Below are 18,931 nucleotides of genomic sequence, written 5' to 3' on the forward strand. Positions count from 1 at the left end.
TAAAAGGCGATTGAACCTGCTATCGATACTTGCCGCTCGAGGCAGGTTCTCTGGCCGTCACGAATTGCGTGGCGACGACCGCGCTACTCGGTCTGTGGTAGTTCCACGTCGACACCGTCGGCAGCCACCGTTGGCTCCCGAAGGATGCCGTCGAGGTGGATCGGCGCTTCCGTTTCGCCGCCGATCCCGGCGTTGTCGCCGATCGCGATGTGGACGGTGCCGGCGGCTTTTTCGTCTAAGAGTACAGAGCCGACGAGTTCAGTGACGGCGACGTTGGTCCCGATACCGAGTTCCGCGAGGTTGTACGCGGCGTCGCCGACGTCTTCGGCAGCACCCTCGACCGTCTCTCGGATCTCGTCGTCTGAGATGTGTGTGACGAGGCCGTCCTCGACCTCGAACGTGAGCTGGTGGCCGTCCTCGAGCAGCCCGTGGGGTCGCATCGTGCCGTCGACGACGAACGTGCCGTCGGCGCTTTCGGGACTGACAAACACCTCGCCTGCGGGGAGGTTCGACATCTGACCGGGTTCGTGGACGATCCCGGTGTCGGAGAGCCACTCTCGGTCACCGATTTCGAACGAGATGTCGGTGCCGGCAGGTGTCGTCACGTGGATATCGTCGGCGTCTGCGACCTGCTCTATAACGTCTTCGCAGTGGGCCGCGATCGACTCGTAGTCGGCGTCGAGGCCGGTGGTGAAGACCTCCTCGGTGATCCCCGGCAGCGTCGCGACGCGGGCTCCGGCGTCGTTTGCCTCGGTTCGGGCGCGCGTGTGACTCAGGCTCTTGGTCGTCGGTGCGAGAACGACGTCCGCGCCAGCCATCGCTGCTGCGACGGGTGCCGGCGGCTCGCTACCGTGGGTTTCCCCTGGTGGGTAGCGGACGATAACCGCGTCGTCGGTAATTTCGCTGGCGACATCATACAGTGCGGTGCCGATCGGCTCGCGTTTGTCGTCGGTCACGATCGCACAGGACTCGTCGGCCTCGAGGGCCAGACACTGGCGGACTGCCGTCTCGGACGCGTCACGAAGGTCGGACATATCCGTATGTACTCGAGGGGGCCGAAAGCTGTTATCTTTGACCGGCTCGCTGTCGAGTGGCGAACAGGTTCGTCGGGGGTTTCACTGGGAGGACACAACCCGCACGAGACACGGAGGCAGTCAGGTGGCCCTACTACCCGGGCCAACGAACAGGATACCGACACCGAGAAGCAACACGTTCGAAAAGCACAGCAGACGAGACGGAAGACACACGCTGTCAGCATCGAGTGCCGCTCGTCGCACCGGTTCAACGTCTCGAGTCGGTTGAGGACATGCATGCCGCGGTTTGCATCCGTCTTTGTATGTAACCGTCAGCAAGGGCCGCTCTGTTCGAACTGATAACGAGCATCCGTGTAAAACTCGTTTTCGAGTTACAATCGACCGTAAAGCCTCGAAACGGTTATCCCCCTCGGTAGTGGATTGCCGGACATATGATCCAGGTCGCGATCAACGGCTACGGCACGATCGGTAAACGCGTCGCAGACGCCGTCCGACAACAACCAGATATGGAAGTCCTTGGCGTCGCCAAGACGCGGCCGAATTTCGAGGCCGAGACGGCTATCGACAAAGGGTTCCCGCTCTATGCAGCCATCGAAGAGCGCGCCGATCAGTTCGCCGAGGCGGGCCTCGAGATCGCCGGTCCCGTCGAGGATCTCATCGATGAAGCGGATATCGTCGTCGACGCCACACCGTCGGGAATCGGCGCGGAGAACAAGGCACTGTACGAGGAGTACGAGACGCCGGCGCTCTATCAGGGCGGCGAAGACGCTGCTCTCGTCGACACCAGCTTCAACGCGCGCTCGAACTTCGAGGACGCTGTCGATGCGGACCACGTCCGCGTCGTCTCCTGTAACACGACCGGCCTCTCTCGCGTCATCGCCCCGCTGCGCGAAGCGTACGGCGTCGAAAAGGTCCGCGCGACCCTCGTTCGCCGCGGCGGTGACCCCGGACAGACCGGTCGCGGTCCGATCAACGATATCCTGCCGAACCCGGTCACCATTCCGTCCCACCACGGCCCCGACGTCGAGACCATCTTCGACGACCTCGACATCGACACGCTCGGGATGAAAGTGCCCGCGACGCTGATGCACATGCACAGCCTGAACGTCACCTTAGCGGAGGAGGTCGACGCCGACGAGGTCCGTGAGCTGTTCGCCGACGAGTCGCGGCTATTCTTGATCCCCGAACACATGGATATCGACGGCAGCGGCAAGCTCAAAGAGTACGCGATGGACGTCGGTCGCCCGCGCGCAGACATCTGGGAGAACTGCATCTGGGAGGAGTCCATCTCCACTGTCGGCTCGGATCTCTATCTCTTCCAGGGCATCCACCAGGAAAGTGACGTCGTGCCGGAGAACGTCGACGCGATCCGCGCAGTGCTTGGCGAAGCCGACGCCGAAGCAAGTATCGAGACGACGAACGAGGCGCTCGGCATCGGTCTGTAAGCTGGCAGTTCGACTCGCCATCCCTTTCGAGTCCTGTCGTCGCGAACAACTAGTGACGACAGAAAGTTTTTGCCGTGCGGCCCACTACGCATTCGCATGCGCCGAGACGACCGCGACGAACCCTTCGACGACCTGTTTCGAGAGATCGAGCGGATGATGAACGAAATGATGAACGGAGCCGACGGCAACGTCGACTTCAACTCCTCGAGTAACGTCGACAACGGCTTCGGGATGGACACCCACGTCGACATCCACGAGACCGACGACGAAATCCGTGTGATCGCCGACCTACCAGGTGTCGAGAAAGACAACATCGAACTCGAGTGTGACGGCAAGACGCTGACGATCTCCGCCTCGAGCGACCACCGCGAGTACGACGAACGCGTCTCGCTCCCCCAGCGCGTCAACGAACACACGGCGTCCGCGACGTACAACAACGGCATCCTCGAAGTCGTCTTCGATCCCGCAGACCAGTCCTCGGGGATCAGTCTCGAATAAGGCAGTCACGTCGCGGTCGAGGACAGGGCCAGTTTCGGGAACCGACAGTCAAAAATCGCATCGTCTGATCGACGCGAGCGGCACTCGCTGTGAAACGCTGGCTACGCGATGGCTTTTGCACCCGCCCAGCCAACCATCATTCCTCCCAGAACAGCGCTACCGAGCAACAGCGTGGCGTTTACCAGCCCGTTCGAAACGAAGACCGGAATCTCTCCGTTGGAGATGACCACCACCGTGATCCCGATGAGGCCGATAATCCCACCGATCGCGGCCACTGTTGGCGGATCGACCGACGCGTCCGTGGACGACTCGGCTGTCGACTCCGTTGAGGACGCCGTTGTCGCAGTTGAATCCAACGCCGCTTCTGCCGCAGTCGTGGCGTCGGCGTCCGTCTCCGTTTCGGACTCCGGTTCCGGGGGTGATGTCGTCGCGTCGTCGGTTGCCGACTCGGGAACTGTATCGGTTCCCGTCGGGACATCGACGTCGTCCGTCCGCTCGACCGTTTTCGGCTCGTCGCCCGTGTCGGATGTTGGATCGACAGAGAGCGAGAGTTCCGACACCGCAACGTCCGTTGCGGTTGTCGGGCGTTCCGCGATCCAGTTTCGTCCCTCCGTGACGTCGTCGGTAATCAGCCGCTCGATGTCGTCATCGACCTGCTCCATGACGCTGTCGACGGACATCTTCGCGATAACTGACTCTGGATAGACGATTACGAGGGCATCGAGCCCCGCTGCATCCGCCTGCGTCGCCCACTCGGTGATCGACCACAGTTTATCCTCCTCACTGATTGCCCCCTGATCACGTGCATCAGCGTACATTTTGTTAGCCCCGGTGGCCTCGAGCAACTCGATACAGAGACGCATATGTTCTCGAAAGCTCTCGCTGGTTGCGAACCCGTGCCATCGGAGCAAAACAGCATCGAGTTCGTCATCCCACCCGACCGTCCCAGCGTCCGTTCGACGATAGACGTTCTCTTGTACGAGAGTCATATTGACTGTTACCAAACCTATATAAATATATCTACGCCAGGCTATCAAACATAATAACGAGAAAATAGGGGACTGAAAGGCGATATATAATATGAATCTAACTAGATGTAACCTATATCAACGGAAGGTTGATATTCAAGCTGTTTGATACAGAACCATGAACTCTGTACTCGACGGCGAGACGGCAGTTGTCACGGGTGCCGCAAGTGGAATCGGTCGCGCAATCGCACTGACGTTTGCAGACGCAGGCGCAGACGTCGTCGTCGCAGACCTTCGCGAGGAACCACGCCAGGGCGGTGTTCCGACACACGAACGGATCGCCGAGGAGACCGACGCCGAAGCGACGTATGTCGACTGCGACGTCACCGATCCGAGTGCACTCGAGGCAGCGATCGACGCTGCAGACGAGTTCGGTGGCCTCAGCATCATGGTGAACAACGCGGGCGTGTTCGGGCCGATGGGATCGATCACGGAAATTTCCGTCGAGGACTACCGCGACCTGATGGCGATCAACCTCGACAGCGTCTTTATCGGCTCGAAACTCGCCGCCGAGAAACTGATCGAGCAAGGCGACGGTGGGGCAATCGTGAACATCTCGAGTCTCGCCGGGCTGCAGGGATACGGCGAAATCGCCCCGTACTGCACGGCGAAAGCGGGGGTGCGAAATCTCACCTACTCGCTGGCCGACGATCTCGGCCCGCACGGCATTCGGGTTAACGCTATCCACCCCGGCGAAGTCGAGACGGCACTGACGACTGATGACTTCCCGATCGTCGGCACCGAGCAGGAGGAGGCACTCAAACAGATGATCCCGCTCCAGAAACTCGCACAGCCCGAGGACGTCGCCAACGCAGCGCTCTTCCTCGCAAGCGATATGGCCGGTCACATCACGGCAGAGTCACTGCTCGTCGACGGTGGCACGCGCAACACCAGCTGATTTTTCACTGCCTGCGGGTGCGTATCGCTGCTGCCAACCGATCGTAAAAGTTCGGTTCGTACTTCGTTTCATCGTCGATCGTCGGCCGAGCGTTCGTCTCATTGACGACGAGCCGATCATCGGTCTCGAGGAGGTCAACACCGAGAAACGGGATCTCGAGTTCGGCAGCGACCGCCTCTGCGAGGTTGCGTGATCGGTCGGGGAGATCGACGCCGGTCGCCTCTGCGCCGCGGTGGACGTTGTGTTTCCACTGGCCCTCCGCAACCGCGTCAGCGGGGAGTCGGCGCTCGACCGCACCGACGCACTCACCCTCGAGAACCATCACCCGGTAGTCGGTCGCGTCGGGGAGGTACTCCTGGACGAGAAACGACCGGTCGCCGGTCGCGCGGTAGTCGTGAACCAGCGAGAGGTAGTCACAGATCCCCAGAAACGAATCGAGGTCGTGGGCCTTCGCAACGCCGACGCCGCGCGTCGTCGAGTTGGGCTTAACGACGACCGGGGGGTCGAATCGCTCGAAGACGGCGGCCAGGTCGGCTTCCCTGACATCGTTTGAGACGTAGACCGACTTCGGGACTGGCAGGTCGGCTCGACCGAGGCGAGCGAGCACTTCGGCTTTGTTCCGCGAAGTGAGCACGGCCGTGTGGTCGTTGAGCCACGGCACCTCGAGCAAGGCGTCGGCGACCCCACCTTCCATCAGTCGGCCGGGATAGACGTAGCCGACGTCGTACTCGTCCGCCGACCACGGTTCGTCCGCGCCCAACGACACGACACGCTCGCTCGCGGGAACGTGATGGGCCCGTATCCCCTGCTCGGCCAGCGGCTCACGCATCCGCCGGAACGTCTCCTGGTCGTTTGCGACCGCGAGATCGATCATACGCGACCGTCGGGCGGGAGCAGGCAAAAAGGTGCTCGAGACTCGCTACGGGGAGACGACTGCGGAAACCACGCATCGCTCAGCGACGAGGGAACGGAGAGAGGAGTGGTACTCGATTGCTCGCGTCGGGTCGGTGACCGACCCGCAACGCACCGGTCTGCTTATGCGATGAGTTTCTCTTCGCCCTTCTCGACGACGATACGGCACGGCGGCGAGATCTTGTTGTAGGAGCGACGGAGCGCGTCTTTGGCGAACTCGGCGTCGTCGACGTCACACCAGATCGTGAAGATACGCTCGCCAGCGCCGATTCGTGCGGCGGTGCCGACGATCTTCCCGAAGGACTGTCGCATCCCGTCGGAAACACGGTCTGCACCCGCACCCGTTGCCTGCTTGTTCTCTCGGATGACGTGGTGGGGGAACTTCCGGAGGATCATCTTGTAGTTGCCCTCACCGGCGTTTTTCAGCATGTGACGGTTGGCCGAGAGACGCGAGGCCTCGAGGGAGCCGTGTCGAATCTGAACCTCTTCTTCGGTGATGAGGCTGATCTGGACGGGGTAGTCCTCTGGGTCGGCGCTGATGTCGCCCATCTTGTGCTGTGCGATCTTCGAACCCGGGATCCCAGTAATGTATTCGCGGCGCGTGTAGGCCGGCTTACTGATTTCCCGATACATTGAGGCGGGTTTATCGGACATGGTTGTGGTTACTTACGAAAACGCAGGCCTACCGTGCGGATAAAGGCTTCGAAGCACGCGTTAGGAGAACCAGCCGACAGACCGGAAAACACCGGTCGCGTGAACGAACTGGCGGGACGACCTGTGTGACGTAATGGTTTCTCGTGCAGGTGCGTGATTGTGGTCGCTGGGCAGCTGCCCGCTGGGCGGCTATCTCGAGCCGGTGAGACGTCGAACGTGCTCTCGCGGCGACTCGGAAGGACGACATCAACGACGACGAAAACGACAGAACAGCGAGAGAGCCGCTAGATCAGTTCCGCAGAACGTACTCGGCACCCTCCTTCCCGACTAACTCTTGAGTCGAAAGGGAGTTGAGGACGCTCAGGATCGCGATTTTCTTCATCGCCAGGAGTTCGCCGAGTTCGTCGACCGTCGCTCCACCGGTGGCGTCGAGTGAGAGGTAGACGAGTTTTCCCTGCGGGGACTTGATTTCGGTCGGGAGCGTGCTGATCTCGGCGTTGGCATGGGTCTGTTCCATCATTGTACTTCCACCGACAACGAACCCACATATAAATCTATGGTGTAGTGAGTGCATATTGACTAACATATTGGTATGTGATTATATGTATTGTTGTGTGCTCTCATGAATGGCGGGCAGACGTCACGATGTGGTCTACTCGGTGTATGGGGACATCACCGTCCCGAAATCAGAACATTCGGTTCTGCCAGAATCTGGCACTGCTGGACGTGGTTCACGTGTTGACTTGAGTTACAGCGATCGAATCCGTCAACTGTCTTGGGAGGAGATGACAATCTTCGAAGGCGTTTCGCACCGTTCGCGACGCATATAATGTGTATTAACAGAGGGGCTCGAGCGAGTGGTCGACGGCGTCGTCGCGGCGTTCGCACGTATCGAGTTCCGAACTGATCGAAACGGATGATACATCGCTCAAGAGCGCTTAACGGGAGCGTTTCGACGACAGTACCGGCCGAATCGTCGGTTTGGCGGCGTATTTAAGGGTCTCGCACAGCTATAAGAAAGCATGATGAAGAGTTTCCGGATCGGCTCCTTGTTCGGGATTCCGATCAAGTTGGATCTCACGTTCCTGCTGGTGTTGCCCCTGTTCGCCTATCTCATCGGCGCACGGATCGGCCCCGTCGTGGACATCTTGAACATCAGCATGAACGCCGGGATCGACGTCGGCGCACTCACAGCCGAGTGGTGGCTCCCGTACGTCGTCGGCCTCGCGGCGGCAATCGGATTGTTCGTCGGCGTCGTCTTACACGAACTCGGACACTCGCTGACGGCACAGCGGTACGGATTCCCGATCGACTCGATTACGCTCTGGCTGTTCGGCGGCATCGCCGCGCTCTCGGAGATGCCCGAAGACTGGAAACAGGAGTTCAACATCGCCATCGCCGGCCCGATCGTCTCCGTCCTGGTCGGCGTGGGGTCGTACGCCCTCTTCGTGCTCACACCCGTCTCGTTCAACGGTGCCCGATTCGTCCTCGGCTATCTGGCCGTGTTGAACGTTGCACTCGCCATCTTCAACATGATCCCCGCGTTCCCGATGGACGGCGGCCGCATTCTCCGCGCGCTGCTCGCTCGCAGTCAACCGTACGCGAAAGCGACTCAACAGGCCGCAAGCATCGGGAAACTGTTCGCGATCTTCATGGGGCTGTTCGGGCTGCTCTCGCTCAACATCATCCTCATCGGTGTCGCCTTCTTCGTCTACATCGCGGCCTCGAGCGAAGCCCAGCAGGTAACGATGAAAGCGGCCTTTCAGGACGTCACCGTCAACGACATCATGACGCCGACCCGTGACTTACACACCGTCGAACCCGAAACGCCGATTTCAACGCTCATCCAGCGGATGTTTACCGAACGCCACACCGGGTATCCAGTCATCGAGCGCAGCGGATTCGACGACGGTCGACTTGTCGGACTGGTGACTCTGTCGGACGCTCGCGGGATCGATCCGGTCGAGCGCGACGCCTACACGGTCGAAGACGTAATGACGACCGATCTACAGACGATTTCGCCGGATTCGGACGCGATGACGGCGATCGAACGAATGCAAAAACACGGTATCGGTCGCTTGCTCGTCGTCGAGAACGCGGCATACGATGGTGATGGACGTCTGAGCAGCGAACAACCGGCCGACGACGGTGACCTCGTCGGCCTCATTTCGCGGTCGGACGTGATGACTGCGTTCGATATCGTTCAAAAAAGCGGCTCAGTCAGCCCGATCGGCCCGCCACAGGCCGCGGACTGATCCGGCGTGAACCGGCAAGAAGGGCCGTAACGGGCGCTTCGGACGCCGAGACCAACATTCTTAACCGCAGTCGGGGCTGACGCTTCGTCGATGCCACCGGCCATAGAGACCGTCGATCTCGTCAAGGAGTATGGTGATTTGCGTGCCCTGCAGGAACTCTCGTTGACCGTCGAAGAGGGCGAGTTCTTCGGGCTCCTCGGCCCAAACGGCGCGGGCAAGACGACGTTCATCAACACGCTGGTCGGACTGGTCCGCAAGACCGGCGGCGAGGCGCGGGTCTTCGGCTACGACGTCGAGGACGACTACCAGCAGGCCCGCGACGCGATCGGCGTGGCACCACAGGAGTTCAACGTCGATCGGTTCTTCCCGATCCGGGAAGTTCTCGAGCACAAGGCCGGCTATCACGGCATTCCTGCAGACGAAGCCGCCGAGCGTGCCGACGAGGTGCTCAAACGCGTCGGCATCTACGACAAGCGAAACGAACGCTTCGACTGGCTCTCCGGTGGGATGAAACGCCGCCTGCTGCTCGCTCGAGCCCTCGTCACCGACCCGGATCTGTTGATCCTGGACGAACCGACCGCCGGTGTCGACGTCCAACTTCGACACGACCTCTGGGATCTCGTCACCGAACTCAACGAGGAGGGGACGACGATCTTGCTGACGACCCACTACATCGAGGAGGCCGAACGCCTCTGTGATCGCGTCGCGATCATGAACGAAGGGCAGAAGATCACCGTCGCGACCCCGGACGAACTGAAACAGCGCGGAACCGACACGATCGCAGTAGGACTCGAGTCCACGCCGGCCGTCGCACCCGATCTCAAGGCCTACGCACACGAAACGACGGTCGACGGGGATCGCCTCGAGGTGCGCGTCGACGACGGCGGCTCGATCGCACCCCGCCTGCTCAACGACCTCGAGGCGATGGGCTACGAGATTACTGATCTCGAAATCACTCGAACGTCGCTCGAAGAGATCTTCGTCGACCTGACCGAGCGCGACGATCGAACCGTCACCCGATCGTCGGCCGACAGCGCGGACGACGAGCCACCGGCGAGCCGTGAACGCGACCAAGAGCGAGAACAGGAGGGGGTTGCCTGATGCTGTCGGTCGGCTTCCGCGCGCTCTTCCGGCGCGAAATATTGCGGTTCGTCCGTCGGCCCAAAAACACGTTCATGCCGCCGGCGATCACGAACGTGCTTTACTTCGCCGTCTTCGGGGTGATCCTGGGCAACCGGATCGACGAAATCGCTGGCTACCCGTACATCCTCTTTATCGTCCCCGGACTCATCGTGCTGGGAGCGATTTCCAACGCCTTCGAGAACGCCTCGTTCTCGATCTTCCACGGCAGATGGAACGAGTACATCCACGAGACGCTGACCTCGCCGCTGTCGTACGTCGAGATGGTCGTCGCCTACGTCGGTGCCAGCGCCGTTCGCGGCCTCGTCGTCGGCGCCATCATCGCCGCCGTCGGCCGGCTGTTCGTCCCGATCGGGTTCGAACACGGCGTCTATCTCATTACGACGATGGTCGTCGTGACGTCGCTGTTCGCCGGCCTCGGTATCATCGGTGGGCTCGTCGCTCGAGACTTCGACGACCTGACCGTGATGAACCAATTCATCCTCCGACCGCTGGTGTTCTTCGGCGCGGTCTTCTACTCGCTCGAGACGTTCGAGCAGGCCTGGCAGGTAAACCTCTCGCTGCTGAATCCGATGGTCTACATGGTCGACAGCGTCCGGTACGGCCTGTTGGGCCACTCGGATTTGATCGGCGTTGGCATCTTGCCCAGCCCGTACACTGATCTCGCGCCGCTGTTCTCGCTTGCGGTGCTCACGGCGGGGACGTTTCTCGTCTTGGCAATCGACGTCTACCTGTTCAAGACCGGCTACGGGCTGACGGACTGAACAGCGACGTTCGACCGAAGTGTTCGATAGCTGTGACGGTGATTTTACAACGGTGTCGTCTTTGATTTTGGTCCGGCACTATATTATCTACGGGCGATAACGTTCCGTCACGATGAACGAACACTGTTAATACTGCGGCGCGGCGCTCGCGCCCGATTCACAGTTCTGCAGCGAGTGTGGCGAGGCAGTAGCCGAGTCTGACGAGTGGGGAAGCGGGGGCATGGACGCGAGCGAGCGTCCGGCCCAACAGCCCATACGACACATCAAATGGATACGACGTTCGCCGCAATCACACACGTTCTGGGACGATTGACGTGGATCGTCGGCCCGCTGATCGTCCTCCTCGTGACCGAGGACGAGTTCGTCGAGGAGAACGCGAGAAATGCGTTGAACTGGCAGCTCATGTTCACGATCTACAGAAAAAGCAGGCCGAGTGCCTCGGGGCTTGACCCCGAGGGTGAAGGCCGTAGTCTCGATTATACGTGTTCCGTGCACTCGATATACCGTTCAATCGTTTCACTCGAAACCGTTCCTGCCGTTCCAACGTAGTACGACTCCTCCCAGAACTCACCGCCCCACAAGTAGTTCTCCAAGAACGATTCGTGCTGCTCCCACATCTCCCGTGCTGTGATGCTCTTGACTGTCCGTACAATCTCACTCGGCGCGTGTTTCGGATGTGCGGATAGGAACAAGTGTACGTGGTCGGGCGATATGTGTAACGATTGTAGGTCATAGCCGTACTCGTTACACACCCCGTGGAAACACTCATCCAACGAATCCTCAGTTGGCTCCAGTATCGCGTGGCGGTATTTTGGACATCAAACAAGGTGGTAGTTAACATTATGCACTATGTGGTTCGACCGCTTCTCCCCCATACTTGTCACACCACACCGACACACTTAGGTATATACAAAGGATATACACAAGTATGGCGAATCGCTTTGAAATCGACGGCGAAGAAGTCCTCGACGGTGAGGTTAAACCGTTCGGGAACAGCGCCCACGTCACTGTCCCCAAACGCTGGCGAGGCGCAGACGTGAAAATCGTTCGAACCTCAGAACCCACCGAGGGGGCCGAAGAATGAGTGGTGAAACGAACGGTTCTGCACGAACCGCATCACTCGTTCGAACACTCTGCGACGCAGAAGAGCGTGAGGTGGTGTTCCGATTCGATGGCCAGATGACCGCCCCTACGTCGAAATACAATGGGTCATCCTATCGCAGCGATACGCTACCCAAGGCAACGCTAAACGCGACCATCTGGAATGCCAGTATCGAAGACGCAGGCGAGACGCTCATGTGCTTCGCCAAAATCGATATGAAGGAACTTGACCGTGTAGGAATTGACCCTTCGGTTGTGTACACTGAACCAGTTGACGGGACGCCCGAATACTGTGTAGTTGATGTTAACGCCTCACGACAATGGTGGTTAGATGAGTTCTCTGAACTCACCAGAGAGGAAGCAGAACAGGCAATCGAAGAAGGTCGTGAGGAAGACGTGCTTCCGCCGTGGGATGGCCTCCCCACCGTCACGGTAAACGTCGAACGAACTGAAGAGTGTCTTGAAAGGTCGTATAACACGGGATTCCATATTCAGTATGACCCTCCGACGCACGAAATTGGGGAAATAATCGACGTTCGAATAAAATGACTGGAGCATCTCTCGTGAAGACACTGGACTTCCAACTCAACATCCAAAGTGACAACGAGAGTCTGCTCAAAGACGCCACCCTCGAAGCTCGCTGGGTATACAACGAAACCATCCGCCTCGCCAAAGAAGGCGTGGACTGGAACGATATTTCTCCTTGCCTCGAAGGCGAAGCCAACCTTATCAAGAACACGACGCAACGCATCGTCGCTAAGGCCCTCGAAGCGATGGAGAATTACTACGAGTACGACGACTACAACATCCCCAGCCACACCAAAGACGGCGCGTACCCACTTCGAACAAACTACGAGGAAGGGTACAACCTCTCGCTCACCGATGATGACGAGGTGGCGTTTCGTATCAGCGCGAAACCCTACAATCACGTTAAAGGCGTTCTCAGAGGGAATGACGCTCACCTCGACTTGCTCAAGAACGCGCTCACGAGCGACGAGTGGAAAGTCACGACCAGCGAAGCCCTGTGGCGCGATGGAGAACCTGAACTCCACGTCAACATTCGCAACACCGAACGTACTGTCCGAGACAAGCAGGACTCTCGGACGGTCATCGGTGTGGATGTGAACGAGGACAACGTAGCCCTCACTGCAGTCTCAGCGGATGGTGTTGAGGACACATTGATCATCGACTTCCCCGAAATCAAGTTCGAGCGCCACCGTTATTTCACGATGCGGAAGCGCGTTCAGAACGCGGGAAAAGACAGCATCCATGATGCACTGGAAGGACGTGAGGAACGGTTTGTCCGCGACCGACTCCACAAAGTGTCTCGGCATATTGTGGAGTGGAGCCAGCAGTTTGAGAGGCCGTGCATCGTCTTTGAAGACCTCAAAGAGATGCGCGACAGTATTGATTATGGTACTCGGATGAACCGACGCTTGCACCACTTGCCCTTCCGCGCCCTTCAGTTCTATACGTCGTACAAGGCTGCGTTCGAGGGGATTCCTTCGGATTCGATTGACCCGTACAAGACGAGTCAGCGGTGTCCGATGTGCGGGCACGCTGAACGGGCGAACCGCAAGAAAAAGCGGTTCAAGTGCAAATCCTGTGGTCATCAAGACCACAGTGACCGTGGTGCAAGCATGAACATCGCCGTGAAAGGCGTCGAGAAGTATATGAGTTGGAATGTGCCTGCTCTCAACAGCCTTCCCGTTGTTCGGAAGGTGCGACCGCAGGCATCGGGGTTCGTGGACAGCCCGACCGTGACCCACCCGACCGTTCGAGGCCACCCAGCCGATGATCAGTTGGGAGTGTCCGATTAAACCACGGGAAGAAGCCTCGGGGCTTGACCCCGAGGCGGTTCACATGATATTCTCGTTCGCGCTTACGTTCGTCCTCATCGGACTCGTGTTTCTGTTCCTCGTCCCGATCGTCGACCTGATCGTCTGTGTCCTCGCAGCGGTCAAAGCCAATGACGGGGAGGCATGGAAATATCCAGCCACGCCCGACCTCGTCTAACGACGACCGATCACTTCAACTCGAGTTGAAGACACCGTCGACGACGATCACTGCTCGTACTCCGCGACTTTGACCAGCTGTTTGCCGATGTTTTCACCCTTGAACAGCCCCAGGAACGCGTCAGGGGCGTTTTCGAACCCCTCAACGACGTTTTCGCGGTACTCGAGGTCGCCATCACGGATGAACCTCGAGAGACGATGGAGGGCCTCGCCCCAGCGTCCCTCGTAGTCGCTGACGAGGAATCCTTCGACGCGGGCGCGACTCTCGATGAGTTTGCCGAGCTTTCGCGGTCCGGTGGGGACGTCGGTTTCGTTGTAGAGGGCGATCTGCCCGCAGACGGCGACGCGAGCGCGGACGTTCAGCCGGGGCCAGACCGCGTCCGTGATGGGGCCGCCGACGTTGTCGAAGTAGACGTCGATCCCGTCCAGACAGGCGTCGTCGACCGCACTCGAGAGGTCGTCAGTCGCGTTGTAGTTGATCGCGGCGTCGAAGCCGAGATCGTCGGTGAGCCACTCGACTTTCGCCTCGCTGCCGGCGGTGCCGACCACGCGCGCACCATTGAGTTGTGCGAGTTGACCGGCGACAGAGCCGACGGCACCGGCTGCAGCGGAGACGACGACCGTGTCGCCGGGCGTCGGCTCGGCGACGTCGAGCAGTCCGAAATAGGCTGTGACGCCGGGCATACCGAGGACCCCGAGGGCCGTCGAGATGGGACCGTGCTCGGGGTTTACGTGGCGGAGTTCGGACGCGTCAGCAACGGCGTGTTCCGCCCACAGGAGGTCTCCCGTGACGATATCGCCAGCCGAGAACGCCGCGGCGTTGGACGCTATGACTTCGCCAACGACGCCGGCTCGCATCGGCTCGCCGACGTCCCACGGTTCCGCGTACGACTCCGCATCGCGCATCCGCCCGCGCATGTAGGGATCGACTGACTGATACAGCGTGCGGACGAGTACCTCGTTTGGCCCGGGTTCGGGGCGGTCGACGCTAACGAGGTCGAAATTGTCCCGCGTCGGTTCGCCGACTGGACGGCTCGCGAGCCGCCACTGTCTGGTCATTGCCATACGCACGCATAGCCCGTCGGGACCGTGAAGATTCGGCTTCCGGAACCGGACGGCTTGGGTCCGGCGTCCGCGCCGACCGGCGACTCGAGCCACACCGAGGCACGTGCACAAAGAGCAACCGTTTTGATGACCATCCGCCATGTCGTTGGTATGGGCACAGATACCGACGTACTGGACGCGTTGCTCGCAGGAAACGAGCGCCACGTAACCGAGTTGCCGGACGACTACTTCGCCGCGGTGCAGGAGGGCCAACAGCCAGATGTCGTCTCCGTCTGCTGTTCCGACTCTCGTGTCCCACAGGAGCGCATGTGGGGCGTCGACGAACCGGGGACGGTCTTTACCCCGAGCAACATCGGCAACCAGGTCTGGGACGACGACGACGGTGAGTTGATCGTCGACGGCGGGCTCCTGTACCCCATCGCCCACGCCGGCACCGATGTCGCGGCCGTCGTCGGCCACACCGGCTGTGGGGCCGTCACCGCCGCCTACGGAGCCGCGACCGACGGCGATCTCCCCGGTCCGCGAGGCGTCGACAAGTGGGTCGACCAGCTCGTGCCGGTCGTCGAAGACGGCCTCGAGAGCGACTTGGTCGACGCCGAGGCTGACGAGGAGATGGTGATCAACCAGCTCGTCGAGTACAACGTCACCCGGCAGACGCAGTTCCTTCGCGACGCCGACGAGGTCCCTGACGACGTCGACGTCTACGGCTTCGTCTACGACTTCCAGGGAATCTACGGCGACGATCCGGGCCGAACGTATCTGGTCGATGTCAACGGCGAGACGGACCCCGAGGCGATCGAAGCAGCGGTCCCCGATGAGTACGAGGGAGCGGTCAAGAGCCTGCTCCACTGAGACGGATTCCGATCCGTCAGTTTCGGTGTACCCGCGACTGTCCTGAGAAGGTACCGGGAACTCGAGATCAGAGACCGCCTAACGACCTGCCGTAGCACGGTTTCGAGCTCCGCACGGCAGTGCGATTGTGTCGGCGAGCCGCCGTGTCGGTAGCGTTTTGGCGCTCGCGGCGAAACGGTTAGCTATGCGAGCGTTCTTCGAGTCCGATACGGGATTTTACTACGTCATCGGACTCTTTACGATTGTGGTGTTTCTCGTGGGATTGGCAGCGCTTGCGGTGATCAACCCGAGCGGTATCGGGGCGGTCGAACTGGGTGGTCTCGTTGTTGGATTCTTGATCTTTATGCTCGTCTACTTCGTCTCGATTTCGGTCCACCGCCTCGAGGAGCGGGACGGTCCCGACTGATGGTGAAATCGGCGATATTGCCCCGAATACGCCAGTAGCACCCGATATCGGCATTTGAGGTGAGTCGCAGGGTTTATGAGTATACGCCCACTCTCTTTAGAAGCAATGGCGAAAGGAACCGTTGATTTCTTCAACGACACTGGCGGCTACGGATTCATCGAGACTGAGGACGCGGACGACGACGTGTTCTTCCACATGGAAGACATCGGCGGCCCGGACCTTGAGGAAGGACAGGAGCTTGAGTTCGATATCGAGCAGGCCCCCAAAGGCCCGCGCGCGACGAACGTCGAGCGCCTGTAAGGCGAATTCGCGGTAGTATCGGCACTTGATTGCAGTATTTTACACCGGTGAGTGACAGCGCTCGTCTCGCTCGAGGCCATTGAACGTTTAGTGGCTCCGCCGCCAATGTACGGGTATGGCAACACCAACGTCTACACCCGAACCCGAGCCAGTGATCCGTCGCAGCGACGACATCGAGTACGAATCCGTCAGCGCTGCCGACGGCCTCGAGAAAGGCGTCCTGATCGACGAAAGCGACGGCGCGCCGACGTTCGCGATCCGCCGGTTCGTCCTCGAGGCCGGCGCGGCGGTACCCGAACACACGAACGAGGTCGAACACGAGCAGTACGTCCTCGAGGGTGAGTATACGGTCGGCATCGGTGACGAGGAGTATACGGTCGAGGCGGGCGACTCGCTTCTGATCCCCGCCGGAACCGTTCACTGGTACCGCAACGAGAACGACCAAAACGGCGCGTTCCTCTGTGCCGTTCCCAACGGCGACGACGAGATCGAATTGCTCGAGTAACGACGTTCTTGGCACGGTTCGCCGGCGCTCGCCCGCCTCGAACCACAACTACTAAACGTCTTTTAGGCACACCTAAATGCAATGGGAGAAGCGAAGTCGATGGGTGAACACGCGTCTACCCGACAACGAGACGGATGGGTGACGGGGACGCTCGTCCTGTTTTGTCTGGCGAGTACGGTCGTCACTGTCGTCGCCGGACTCGTGCAGGTGAGTTTCGGGGAGTACTCGATGACGTTCAGCGAGGCTTGGACGGCCGTGTTCAATCCCGCAGTGATCTTCAATCTCGATGCGTGGTCGGCGTTTCTGTTCGGCACCGATCTGCCGAAGATGGATACCGGGAGTATCGTCGTCTGGACGTTGCGGCTGCCGCGGGTGTTCGTCGGGATCATCGCCGGTGCGACGCTTGCGGTCTCCGGTGCGATCTTTCAGGCCGTGACGCGCAACGAACTGGCGAGTCCGTTCGTTCTGGGGGTGAGTTCCGGCGCTGGCTTCGCCGTTCTAGCAACGCTCGTCGTCTTCAGCGGTCTCGCGCCGTTTCTGCCACTGATCGCGGCACTGGGCGGGACGCTCGCGTTCGTGATCGTCTACACGATAGCCTGGAAAGGCGGAACGAGCCCGGTTCGCCTCGTACTCGCGGGTGTGATCGTCAACATGGTCTTCCAGTCGCTCCAGCAGGGCCTGTTTTTCTTCGCGGACGATCTGGGCGTCGTCCAGACGGCGATCGCCTGGCTCACGGGTTCGCTGACGGGAACTGGCTGGGACGAAGTCCGGATCGCCATCCTACCGGCGATCGTCGCACTCGCGATCGCACTTGCCGGTTCGAGACAGTTGAACGTCCTCATGCTCGGCGAGCAGACCGCCCGATCGCTCGGAATGCGGGTCGAGCGGGTTCGCTTTTCGCTCTCCGCCGTCGCGATTCTGGCCGCGAGCGTCGCGATCGCCGTCGCGGGGGTCGTGAGCTTCTTTGGCCTCGTCGTTCCCCACATCGTTCGGAACACGGTCGGCGGGGATTACCGGCGGCTGATGGTCGGCTGTCTGTTCGCCGGCCCGGCCTTGCTGGTCACTGCTGATGTCGGCGCGCGACTCGCACTGGACGGCGTCCAGATGCCCGTCGGCGTCGTCACTGGCCTGATCGGCGGCCCGTACTTCCTGTATCTGATGCGCAAACAGCAATCGATGGGTGAACTCTAATGGCACGCACACAGCACGATACGGATCGAAACCGCGAACGCATCACCGACGAGGATGGCGTCGCCGTCGAAAGCGCCCTCGTCGGCGACGACCTCGAACTCAGCTATCCGACGAGCGAGGAAACGATCGTCGACTGTGCTCGCCTCGACGTTCCCGAGGGTGCGGTCACCGCGCTCGTCGGCCCGAACGGCAGCGGCAAGAGTACCCTCCTGAAGGCGCTCTCGAACCACCTTGAGCCCGAAGCAGGAACGGTGCGAATCCACGGCGAGGACCTCGAGTCGTTCAGCCGGAAGGAATTGGCGCGCGAACTGGGCGTCCTCTCGCAGGAAAACGACTCGCTCGGCTCAATCACCGTCGAGGACCTCGTTTATCACGGCCGCTATCCCCACCGTGGCTTTTTTGACGGTATCGGCGACGACGACCGTGAGGCGGTCGAACGCGCCATCGAGTTGGCGGGAATCGACGCGATCCGCGACACGGAACTCGGACAACTCAGCGGCGGCCAGAAACAACTCGCCTGGATCGCGATGGTGTTAGCACAGGAGACGGACGTACTGTTGCTCGACGAGCCGACGACATTTCTCGACGTCCACCACCAGTTTCGCGTCCTCGAGACGATTCGCCAACTTAACGAGCAGAAAGGCGTCACGGTGGCCGTCATCCTCCACGACATCTCGCAGGCAGCCCGCTTTGCGGACTACCTGATCGCGATGTGCGACGGCGAACTGTACGACTGGGGGCCACCCGAGGAGGTGGTGACCGAGGCACTGCTCGCGGACGTCTTCGGCGTCGAGGCCACCGTCAGATACGAACCCGAGTTGCAGGTCCTGCCCAAGCGAGCGCTCCCGGATAGCAACTGAAACGCTGG

Annotated in this window: 23 protein-coding genes and 1 pseudogene; 17 read left to right on the forward strand and 7 right to left on the reverse strand. The window is 60.4% G+C overall.

Translation table 11 applies throughout. The annotated features are described in order from the left end of the window. Nucleotides 1-83: 83 nt before the first annotated feature. Nucleotides 84-1,034 carry an aminopeptidase gene (locus GCU68_RS04790; RefSeq protein ID WP_152939455.1) on the reverse strand — a complete coding sequence of 317 codons (951 nt, stop codon included), beginning with the start codon at nt 1,032-1,034 and terminating at the stop codon, nt 84-86. Between the two features lie 431 nt (nt 1,035-1,465). Between GCU68_RS04790 and GCU68_RS04795 the strand changes: the two genes are divergently transcribed. Then, on the forward strand, nt 1,466-2,479 hold the full coding sequence (locus tag GCU68_RS04795; RefSeq protein WP_152939457.1) for a type II glyceraldehyde-3-phosphate dehydrogenase: 1,014 nt from the start codon (nt 1,466-1,468) through the stop codon (nt 2,477-2,479). Between the two features lie 96 nt (nt 2,480-2,575). Then, nucleotides 2,576-2,977 carry an Hsp20/alpha crystallin family protein gene (locus GCU68_RS04800; protein WP_152939459.1) on the forward strand — a complete coding sequence of 134 codons (402 nt, stop codon included), beginning with the start codon at nt 2,576-2,578 and terminating at the stop codon, nt 2,975-2,977. A 101-nt stretch (nt 2,978-3,078) separates the two neighbouring features. Here GCU68_RS04800 and GCU68_RS04805 read toward each other — a convergent pair whose 3' ends face one another. After that, nucleotides 3,079-3,966 (reverse strand): hypothetical protein, encoded by an 888-nt coding sequence (locus GCU68_RS04805; RefSeq protein ID WP_152939461.1) that lies wholly within the window; start codon nt 3,964-3,966, stop codon nt 3,079-3,081. Nucleotides 3,967-4,123: 157 nt separating this feature from the next. Here GCU68_RS04805 and GCU68_RS04810 point away from each other — a divergent pair, with 157 nt between their 5' ends. Further along, nucleotides 4,124-4,903: an SDR family oxidoreductase gene (locus GCU68_RS04810; protein WP_152939463.1), complete on the forward strand. Its 780-nt coding sequence runs from the start codon at nt 4,124-4,126 to the stop codon at nt 4,901-4,903. A gap of 4 nt (nt 4,904-4,907) precedes the next feature. On the opposite strand, the gene GCU68_RS04815 is transcribed toward GCU68_RS04810, so the two are convergent. From GCU68_RS04815 to GCU68_RS04825, 3 genes are all read right to left on the reverse strand, one after another. Continuing rightward, nucleotides 4,908-5,777: an ATP-grasp domain-containing protein gene (locus GCU68_RS04815; protein ID WP_152939465.1), complete on the reverse strand. Its 870-nt coding sequence runs from the start codon at nt 5,775-5,777 to the stop codon at nt 4,908-4,910. 161 nt (nt 5,778-5,938) lie between these two features. Next, on the reverse strand, nt 5,939-6,469 hold the full coding sequence (locus GCU68_RS04820; protein ID WP_152939467.1) for a 50S ribosomal protein L16: 531 nt from the start codon (nt 6,467-6,469) through the stop codon (nt 5,939-5,941). A 289-nt stretch (nt 6,470-6,758) separates the two neighbouring features. Then, nucleotides 6,759-6,989 carry a MarR family transcriptional regulator gene (locus GCU68_RS04825; protein WP_152939469.1) on the reverse strand — a complete coding sequence of 77 codons (231 nt, stop codon included), beginning with the start codon at nt 6,987-6,989 and terminating at the stop codon, nt 6,759-6,761. Between the two features lie 502 nt (nt 6,990-7,491). On the opposite strand from GCU68_RS04825, the gene GCU68_RS04830 reads away from it, so the two are divergent. The 4 genes from GCU68_RS04830 (at nt 7,492) to GCU68_RS21575 (ending at nt 11,177) form a co-directional block, all read left to right on the forward strand. Then, nucleotides 7,492-8,724 (forward strand): site-2 protease family protein, encoded by a 1,233-nt coding sequence (locus GCU68_RS04830; protein ID WP_152939471.1) that lies wholly within the window; start codon nt 7,492-7,494, stop codon nt 8,722-8,724. Nucleotides 8,725-8,814: 90 nt separating this feature from the next. Next, nucleotides 8,815-9,825, forward strand: a complete 1,011-nt coding sequence (locus GCU68_RS04835; protein WP_152939473.1) for an ABC transporter ATP-binding protein — start codon at nt 8,815-8,817, stop codon at nt 9,823-9,825. Continuing rightward, on the forward strand, nt 9,825-10,628 hold the full coding sequence (locus GCU68_RS04840) for an ABC transporter permease (RefSeq protein WP_152939475.1): 804 nt from the start codon (nt 9,825-9,827) through the stop codon (nt 10,626-10,628). The genes GCU68_RS04835 and GCU68_RS04840 overlap by 1 nt, the downstream gene beginning before the upstream one ends. 267 nt (nt 10,629-10,895) lie before the next feature. Further along, the gene (locus GCU68_RS21575) at nt 10,896-11,177 is read left to right on the forward strand and encodes a DUF4870 domain-containing protein (protein ID WP_227014937.1); all 282 of its coding nucleotides are present in this window, start codon (nt 10,896-10,898) and stop codon (nt 11,175-11,177) included. On the opposite strand, the pseudogene tnpA reads toward GCU68_RS21575, so the two are convergent. Then, a pseudogene (gene tnpA, locus GCU68_RS04850) lies at nt 11,105-11,503 on the reverse strand (IS200/IS605 family transposase). The gene GCU68_RS21575 and the pseudogene tnpA sit on opposite strands and share 73 nt — an antisense overlap. Before the next feature lie 53 nt (nt 11,504-11,556). On the opposite strand from tnpA, the gene GCU68_RS04855 reads away from it, so the two are divergent. Genes GCU68_RS04855 through GCU68_RS04870 form a run of 4 tightly spaced genes read left to right on the forward strand, consistent with a single transcriptional unit; the run spans nt 11,557 to nt 13,745 of the window. Beyond that, on the forward strand, nt 11,557-11,712 hold the full coding sequence (locus GCU68_RS04855) for a DUF2080 family transposase-associated protein (RefSeq protein ID WP_152939477.1): 156 nt from the start codon (nt 11,557-11,559) through the stop codon (nt 11,710-11,712). Beyond that, nucleotides 11,709-12,278 carry a hypothetical protein gene (locus tag GCU68_RS04860; RefSeq protein WP_152939479.1) on the forward strand — a complete coding sequence of 190 codons (570 nt, stop codon included), beginning with the start codon at nt 11,709-11,711 and terminating at the stop codon, nt 12,276-12,278. The genes GCU68_RS04855 and GCU68_RS04860 overlap by 4 nt, the downstream gene beginning before the upstream one ends. Further along, entirely contained in the window at nt 12,275-13,549 is a 1,275-nt protein-coding gene (locus GCU68_RS04865; RefSeq protein WP_152939481.1) for an RNA-guided endonuclease TnpB family protein, read from the forward strand. The genes GCU68_RS04860 and GCU68_RS04865 overlap by 4 nt, the downstream gene beginning before the upstream one ends. A gap of 43 nt (nt 13,550-13,592) precedes the next feature. Next, nucleotides 13,593-13,745 carry a DUF4870 domain-containing protein gene (locus tag GCU68_RS04870; protein WP_227014939.1) on the forward strand — a complete coding sequence of 51 codons (153 nt, stop codon included), beginning with the start codon at nt 13,593-13,595 and terminating at the stop codon, nt 13,743-13,745. A gap of 47 nt (nt 13,746-13,792) precedes the next feature. On the opposite strand, the gene GCU68_RS04875 is transcribed toward GCU68_RS04870, so the two are convergent. Then, the gene (locus GCU68_RS04875; RefSeq protein ID WP_152939483.1) at nt 13,793-14,809 is read right to left on the reverse strand and encodes an NADP-dependent oxidoreductase; all 1,017 of its coding nucleotides are present in this window, start codon (nt 14,807-14,809) and stop codon (nt 13,793-13,795) included. 150 nt (nt 14,810-14,959) lie between these two features. Between GCU68_RS04875 and GCU68_RS04880 the strand changes: the two genes are divergently transcribed. The 6 genes from GCU68_RS04880 (at nt 14,960) to GCU68_RS04905 (ending at nt 18,923) form a co-directional block, all read left to right on the forward strand. Continuing rightward, on the forward strand, nt 14,960-15,661 hold the full coding sequence (locus tag GCU68_RS04880; protein ID WP_152939485.1) for a carbonic anhydrase: 702 nt from the start codon (nt 14,960-14,962) through the stop codon (nt 15,659-15,661). Nucleotides 15,662-15,845: 184 nt separating this feature from the next. Continuing rightward, on the forward strand, nt 15,846-16,067 hold the full coding sequence (locus tag GCU68_RS04885; RefSeq protein WP_152939487.1) for a hypothetical protein: 222 nt from the start codon (nt 15,846-15,848) through the stop codon (nt 16,065-16,067). A gap of 105 nt (nt 16,068-16,172) precedes the next feature. After that, entirely contained in the window at nt 16,173-16,367 is a 195-nt protein-coding gene (locus GCU68_RS04890; protein WP_005554588.1) for a cold-shock protein, read from the forward strand. 115 nt (nt 16,368-16,482) lie between these two features. Then, complete coding sequence (locus GCU68_RS04895) at nt 16,483-16,872, forward strand: cupin domain-containing protein (RefSeq protein WP_152939489.1); 390 nt, start codon at nt 16,483-16,485, stop codon at nt 16,870-16,872. A gap of 81 nt (nt 16,873-16,953) precedes the next feature. Beyond that, nucleotides 16,954-18,063: a FecCD family ABC transporter permease gene (locus GCU68_RS04900; protein ID WP_152939491.1), complete on the forward strand. Its 1,110-nt coding sequence runs from the start codon at nt 16,954-16,956 to the stop codon at nt 18,061-18,063. Then, on the forward strand, nt 18,063-18,923 hold the full coding sequence (locus GCU68_RS04905) for an ABC transporter ATP-binding protein (RefSeq protein ID WP_152939493.1): 861 nt from the start codon (nt 18,063-18,065) through the stop codon (nt 18,921-18,923). The genes GCU68_RS04900 and GCU68_RS04905 overlap by 1 nt, the downstream gene beginning before the upstream one ends. The last annotated feature ends 8 nt before the right edge of the window (nt 18,924-18,931 follow it).

Origin of the sequence: Natronorubrum aibiense (assembly GCF_009392895.1) — an archaeon.
Taxonomy (GTDB): domain Archaea; phylum Halobacteriota; class Halobacteria; order Halobacteriales; family Natrialbaceae; genus Natronorubrum; species Natronorubrum aibiense.

What these genes read in the sequence shown, in the direction of transcription:
- GCU68_RS21575 (WP_227014937.1), top strand. Translation starts at nt 10,896, where the DNA reads ATGGATACGACGTTCGCCGCAATCACACACGTTCTGGGACGATTGACG.
- GCU68_RS04805 (WP_152939461.1), bottom strand. Translation starts at nt 3,966, where the DNA reads ATGACTCTCGTACAAGAGAACGTCTATCGTCGAACGGACGCTGGGACG.
- GCU68_RS04860 (WP_152939479.1), top strand. Translation starts at nt 11,709, where the DNA reads ATGAGTGGTGAAACGAACGGTTCTGCACGAACCGCATCACTCGTTCGA.
- GCU68_RS04835 (WP_152939473.1), top strand. Translation starts at nt 8,815, where the DNA reads ATGCCACCGGCCATAGAGACCGTCGATCTCGTCAAGGAGTATGGTGAT.
- GCU68_RS04825 (WP_152939469.1), bottom strand. Translation starts at nt 6,989, where the DNA reads ATGATGGAACAGACCCATGCCAACGCCGAGATCAGCACGCTCCCGACC.
- GCU68_RS04840 (WP_152939475.1), top strand. Translation starts at nt 9,825, where the DNA reads ATGCTGTCGGTCGGCTTCCGCGCGCTCTTCCGGCGCGAAATATTGCGG.
- GCU68_RS04800 (WP_152939459.1), top strand. Translation starts at nt 2,576, where the DNA reads ATGCGCCGAGACGACCGCGACGAACCCTTCGACGACCTGTTTCGAGAG.
- GCU68_RS04855 (WP_152939477.1), top strand. Translation starts at nt 11,557, where the DNA reads ATGGCGAATCGCTTTGAAATCGACGGCGAAGAAGTCCTCGACGGTGAG.
- GCU68_RS04870 (WP_227014939.1), top strand. Translation starts at nt 13,593, where the DNA reads ATGATATTCTCGTTCGCGCTTACGTTCGTCCTCATCGGACTCGTGTTT.
- GCU68_RS04830 (WP_152939471.1), top strand. Translation starts at nt 7,492, where the DNA reads ATGATGAAGAGTTTCCGGATCGGCTCCTTGTTCGGGATTCCGATCAAG.
- GCU68_RS04905 (WP_152939493.1), top strand. Translation starts at nt 18,063, where the DNA reads ATGGCACGCACACAGCACGATACGGATCGAAACCGCGAACGCATCACC.
- GCU68_RS04900 (WP_152939491.1), top strand. Translation starts at nt 16,954, where the DNA reads ATGGGAGAAGCGAAGTCGATGGGTGAACACGCGTCTACCCGACAACGA.
- GCU68_RS04795 (WP_152939457.1), top strand. Translation starts at nt 1,466, where the DNA reads ATGATCCAGGTCGCGATCAACGGCTACGGCACGATCGGTAAACGCGTC.
- GCU68_RS04890 (WP_005554588.1), top strand. Translation starts at nt 16,173, where the DNA reads ATGGCGAAAGGAACCGTTGATTTCTTCAACGACACTGGCGGCTACGGA.
- GCU68_RS04790 (WP_152939455.1), bottom strand. Translation starts at nt 1,034, where the DNA reads ATGTCCGACCTTCGTGACGCGTCCGAGACGGCAGTCCGCCAGTGTCTG.
- GCU68_RS04865 (WP_152939481.1), top strand. Translation starts at nt 12,275, where the DNA reads ATGACTGGAGCATCTCTCGTGAAGACACTGGACTTCCAACTCAACATC.
- GCU68_RS04880 (WP_152939485.1), top strand. Translation starts at nt 14,960, where the DNA reads ATGGGCACAGATACCGACGTACTGGACGCGTTGCTCGCAGGAAACGAG.
- GCU68_RS04875 (WP_152939483.1), bottom strand. Translation starts at nt 14,809, where the DNA reads ATGGCAATGACCAGACAGTGGCGGCTCGCGAGCCGTCCAGTCGGCGAA.
- GCU68_RS04815 (WP_152939465.1), bottom strand. Translation starts at nt 5,777, where the DNA reads ATGATCGATCTCGCGGTCGCAAACGACCAGGAGACGTTCCGGCGGATG.
- GCU68_RS04820 (WP_152939467.1), bottom strand. Translation starts at nt 6,469, where the DNA reads ATGTCCGATAAACCCGCCTCAATGTATCGGGAAATCAGTAAGCCGGCC.
- GCU68_RS04895 (WP_152939489.1), top strand. Translation starts at nt 16,483, where the DNA reads ATGGCAACACCAACGTCTACACCCGAACCCGAGCCAGTGATCCGTCGC.
- GCU68_RS04885 (WP_152939487.1), top strand. Translation starts at nt 15,846, where the DNA reads ATGCGAGCGTTCTTCGAGTCCGATACGGGATTTTACTACGTCATCGGA.
- GCU68_RS04810 (WP_152939463.1), top strand. Translation starts at nt 4,124, where the DNA reads ATGAACTCTGTACTCGACGGCGAGACGGCAGTTGTCACGGGTGCCGCA.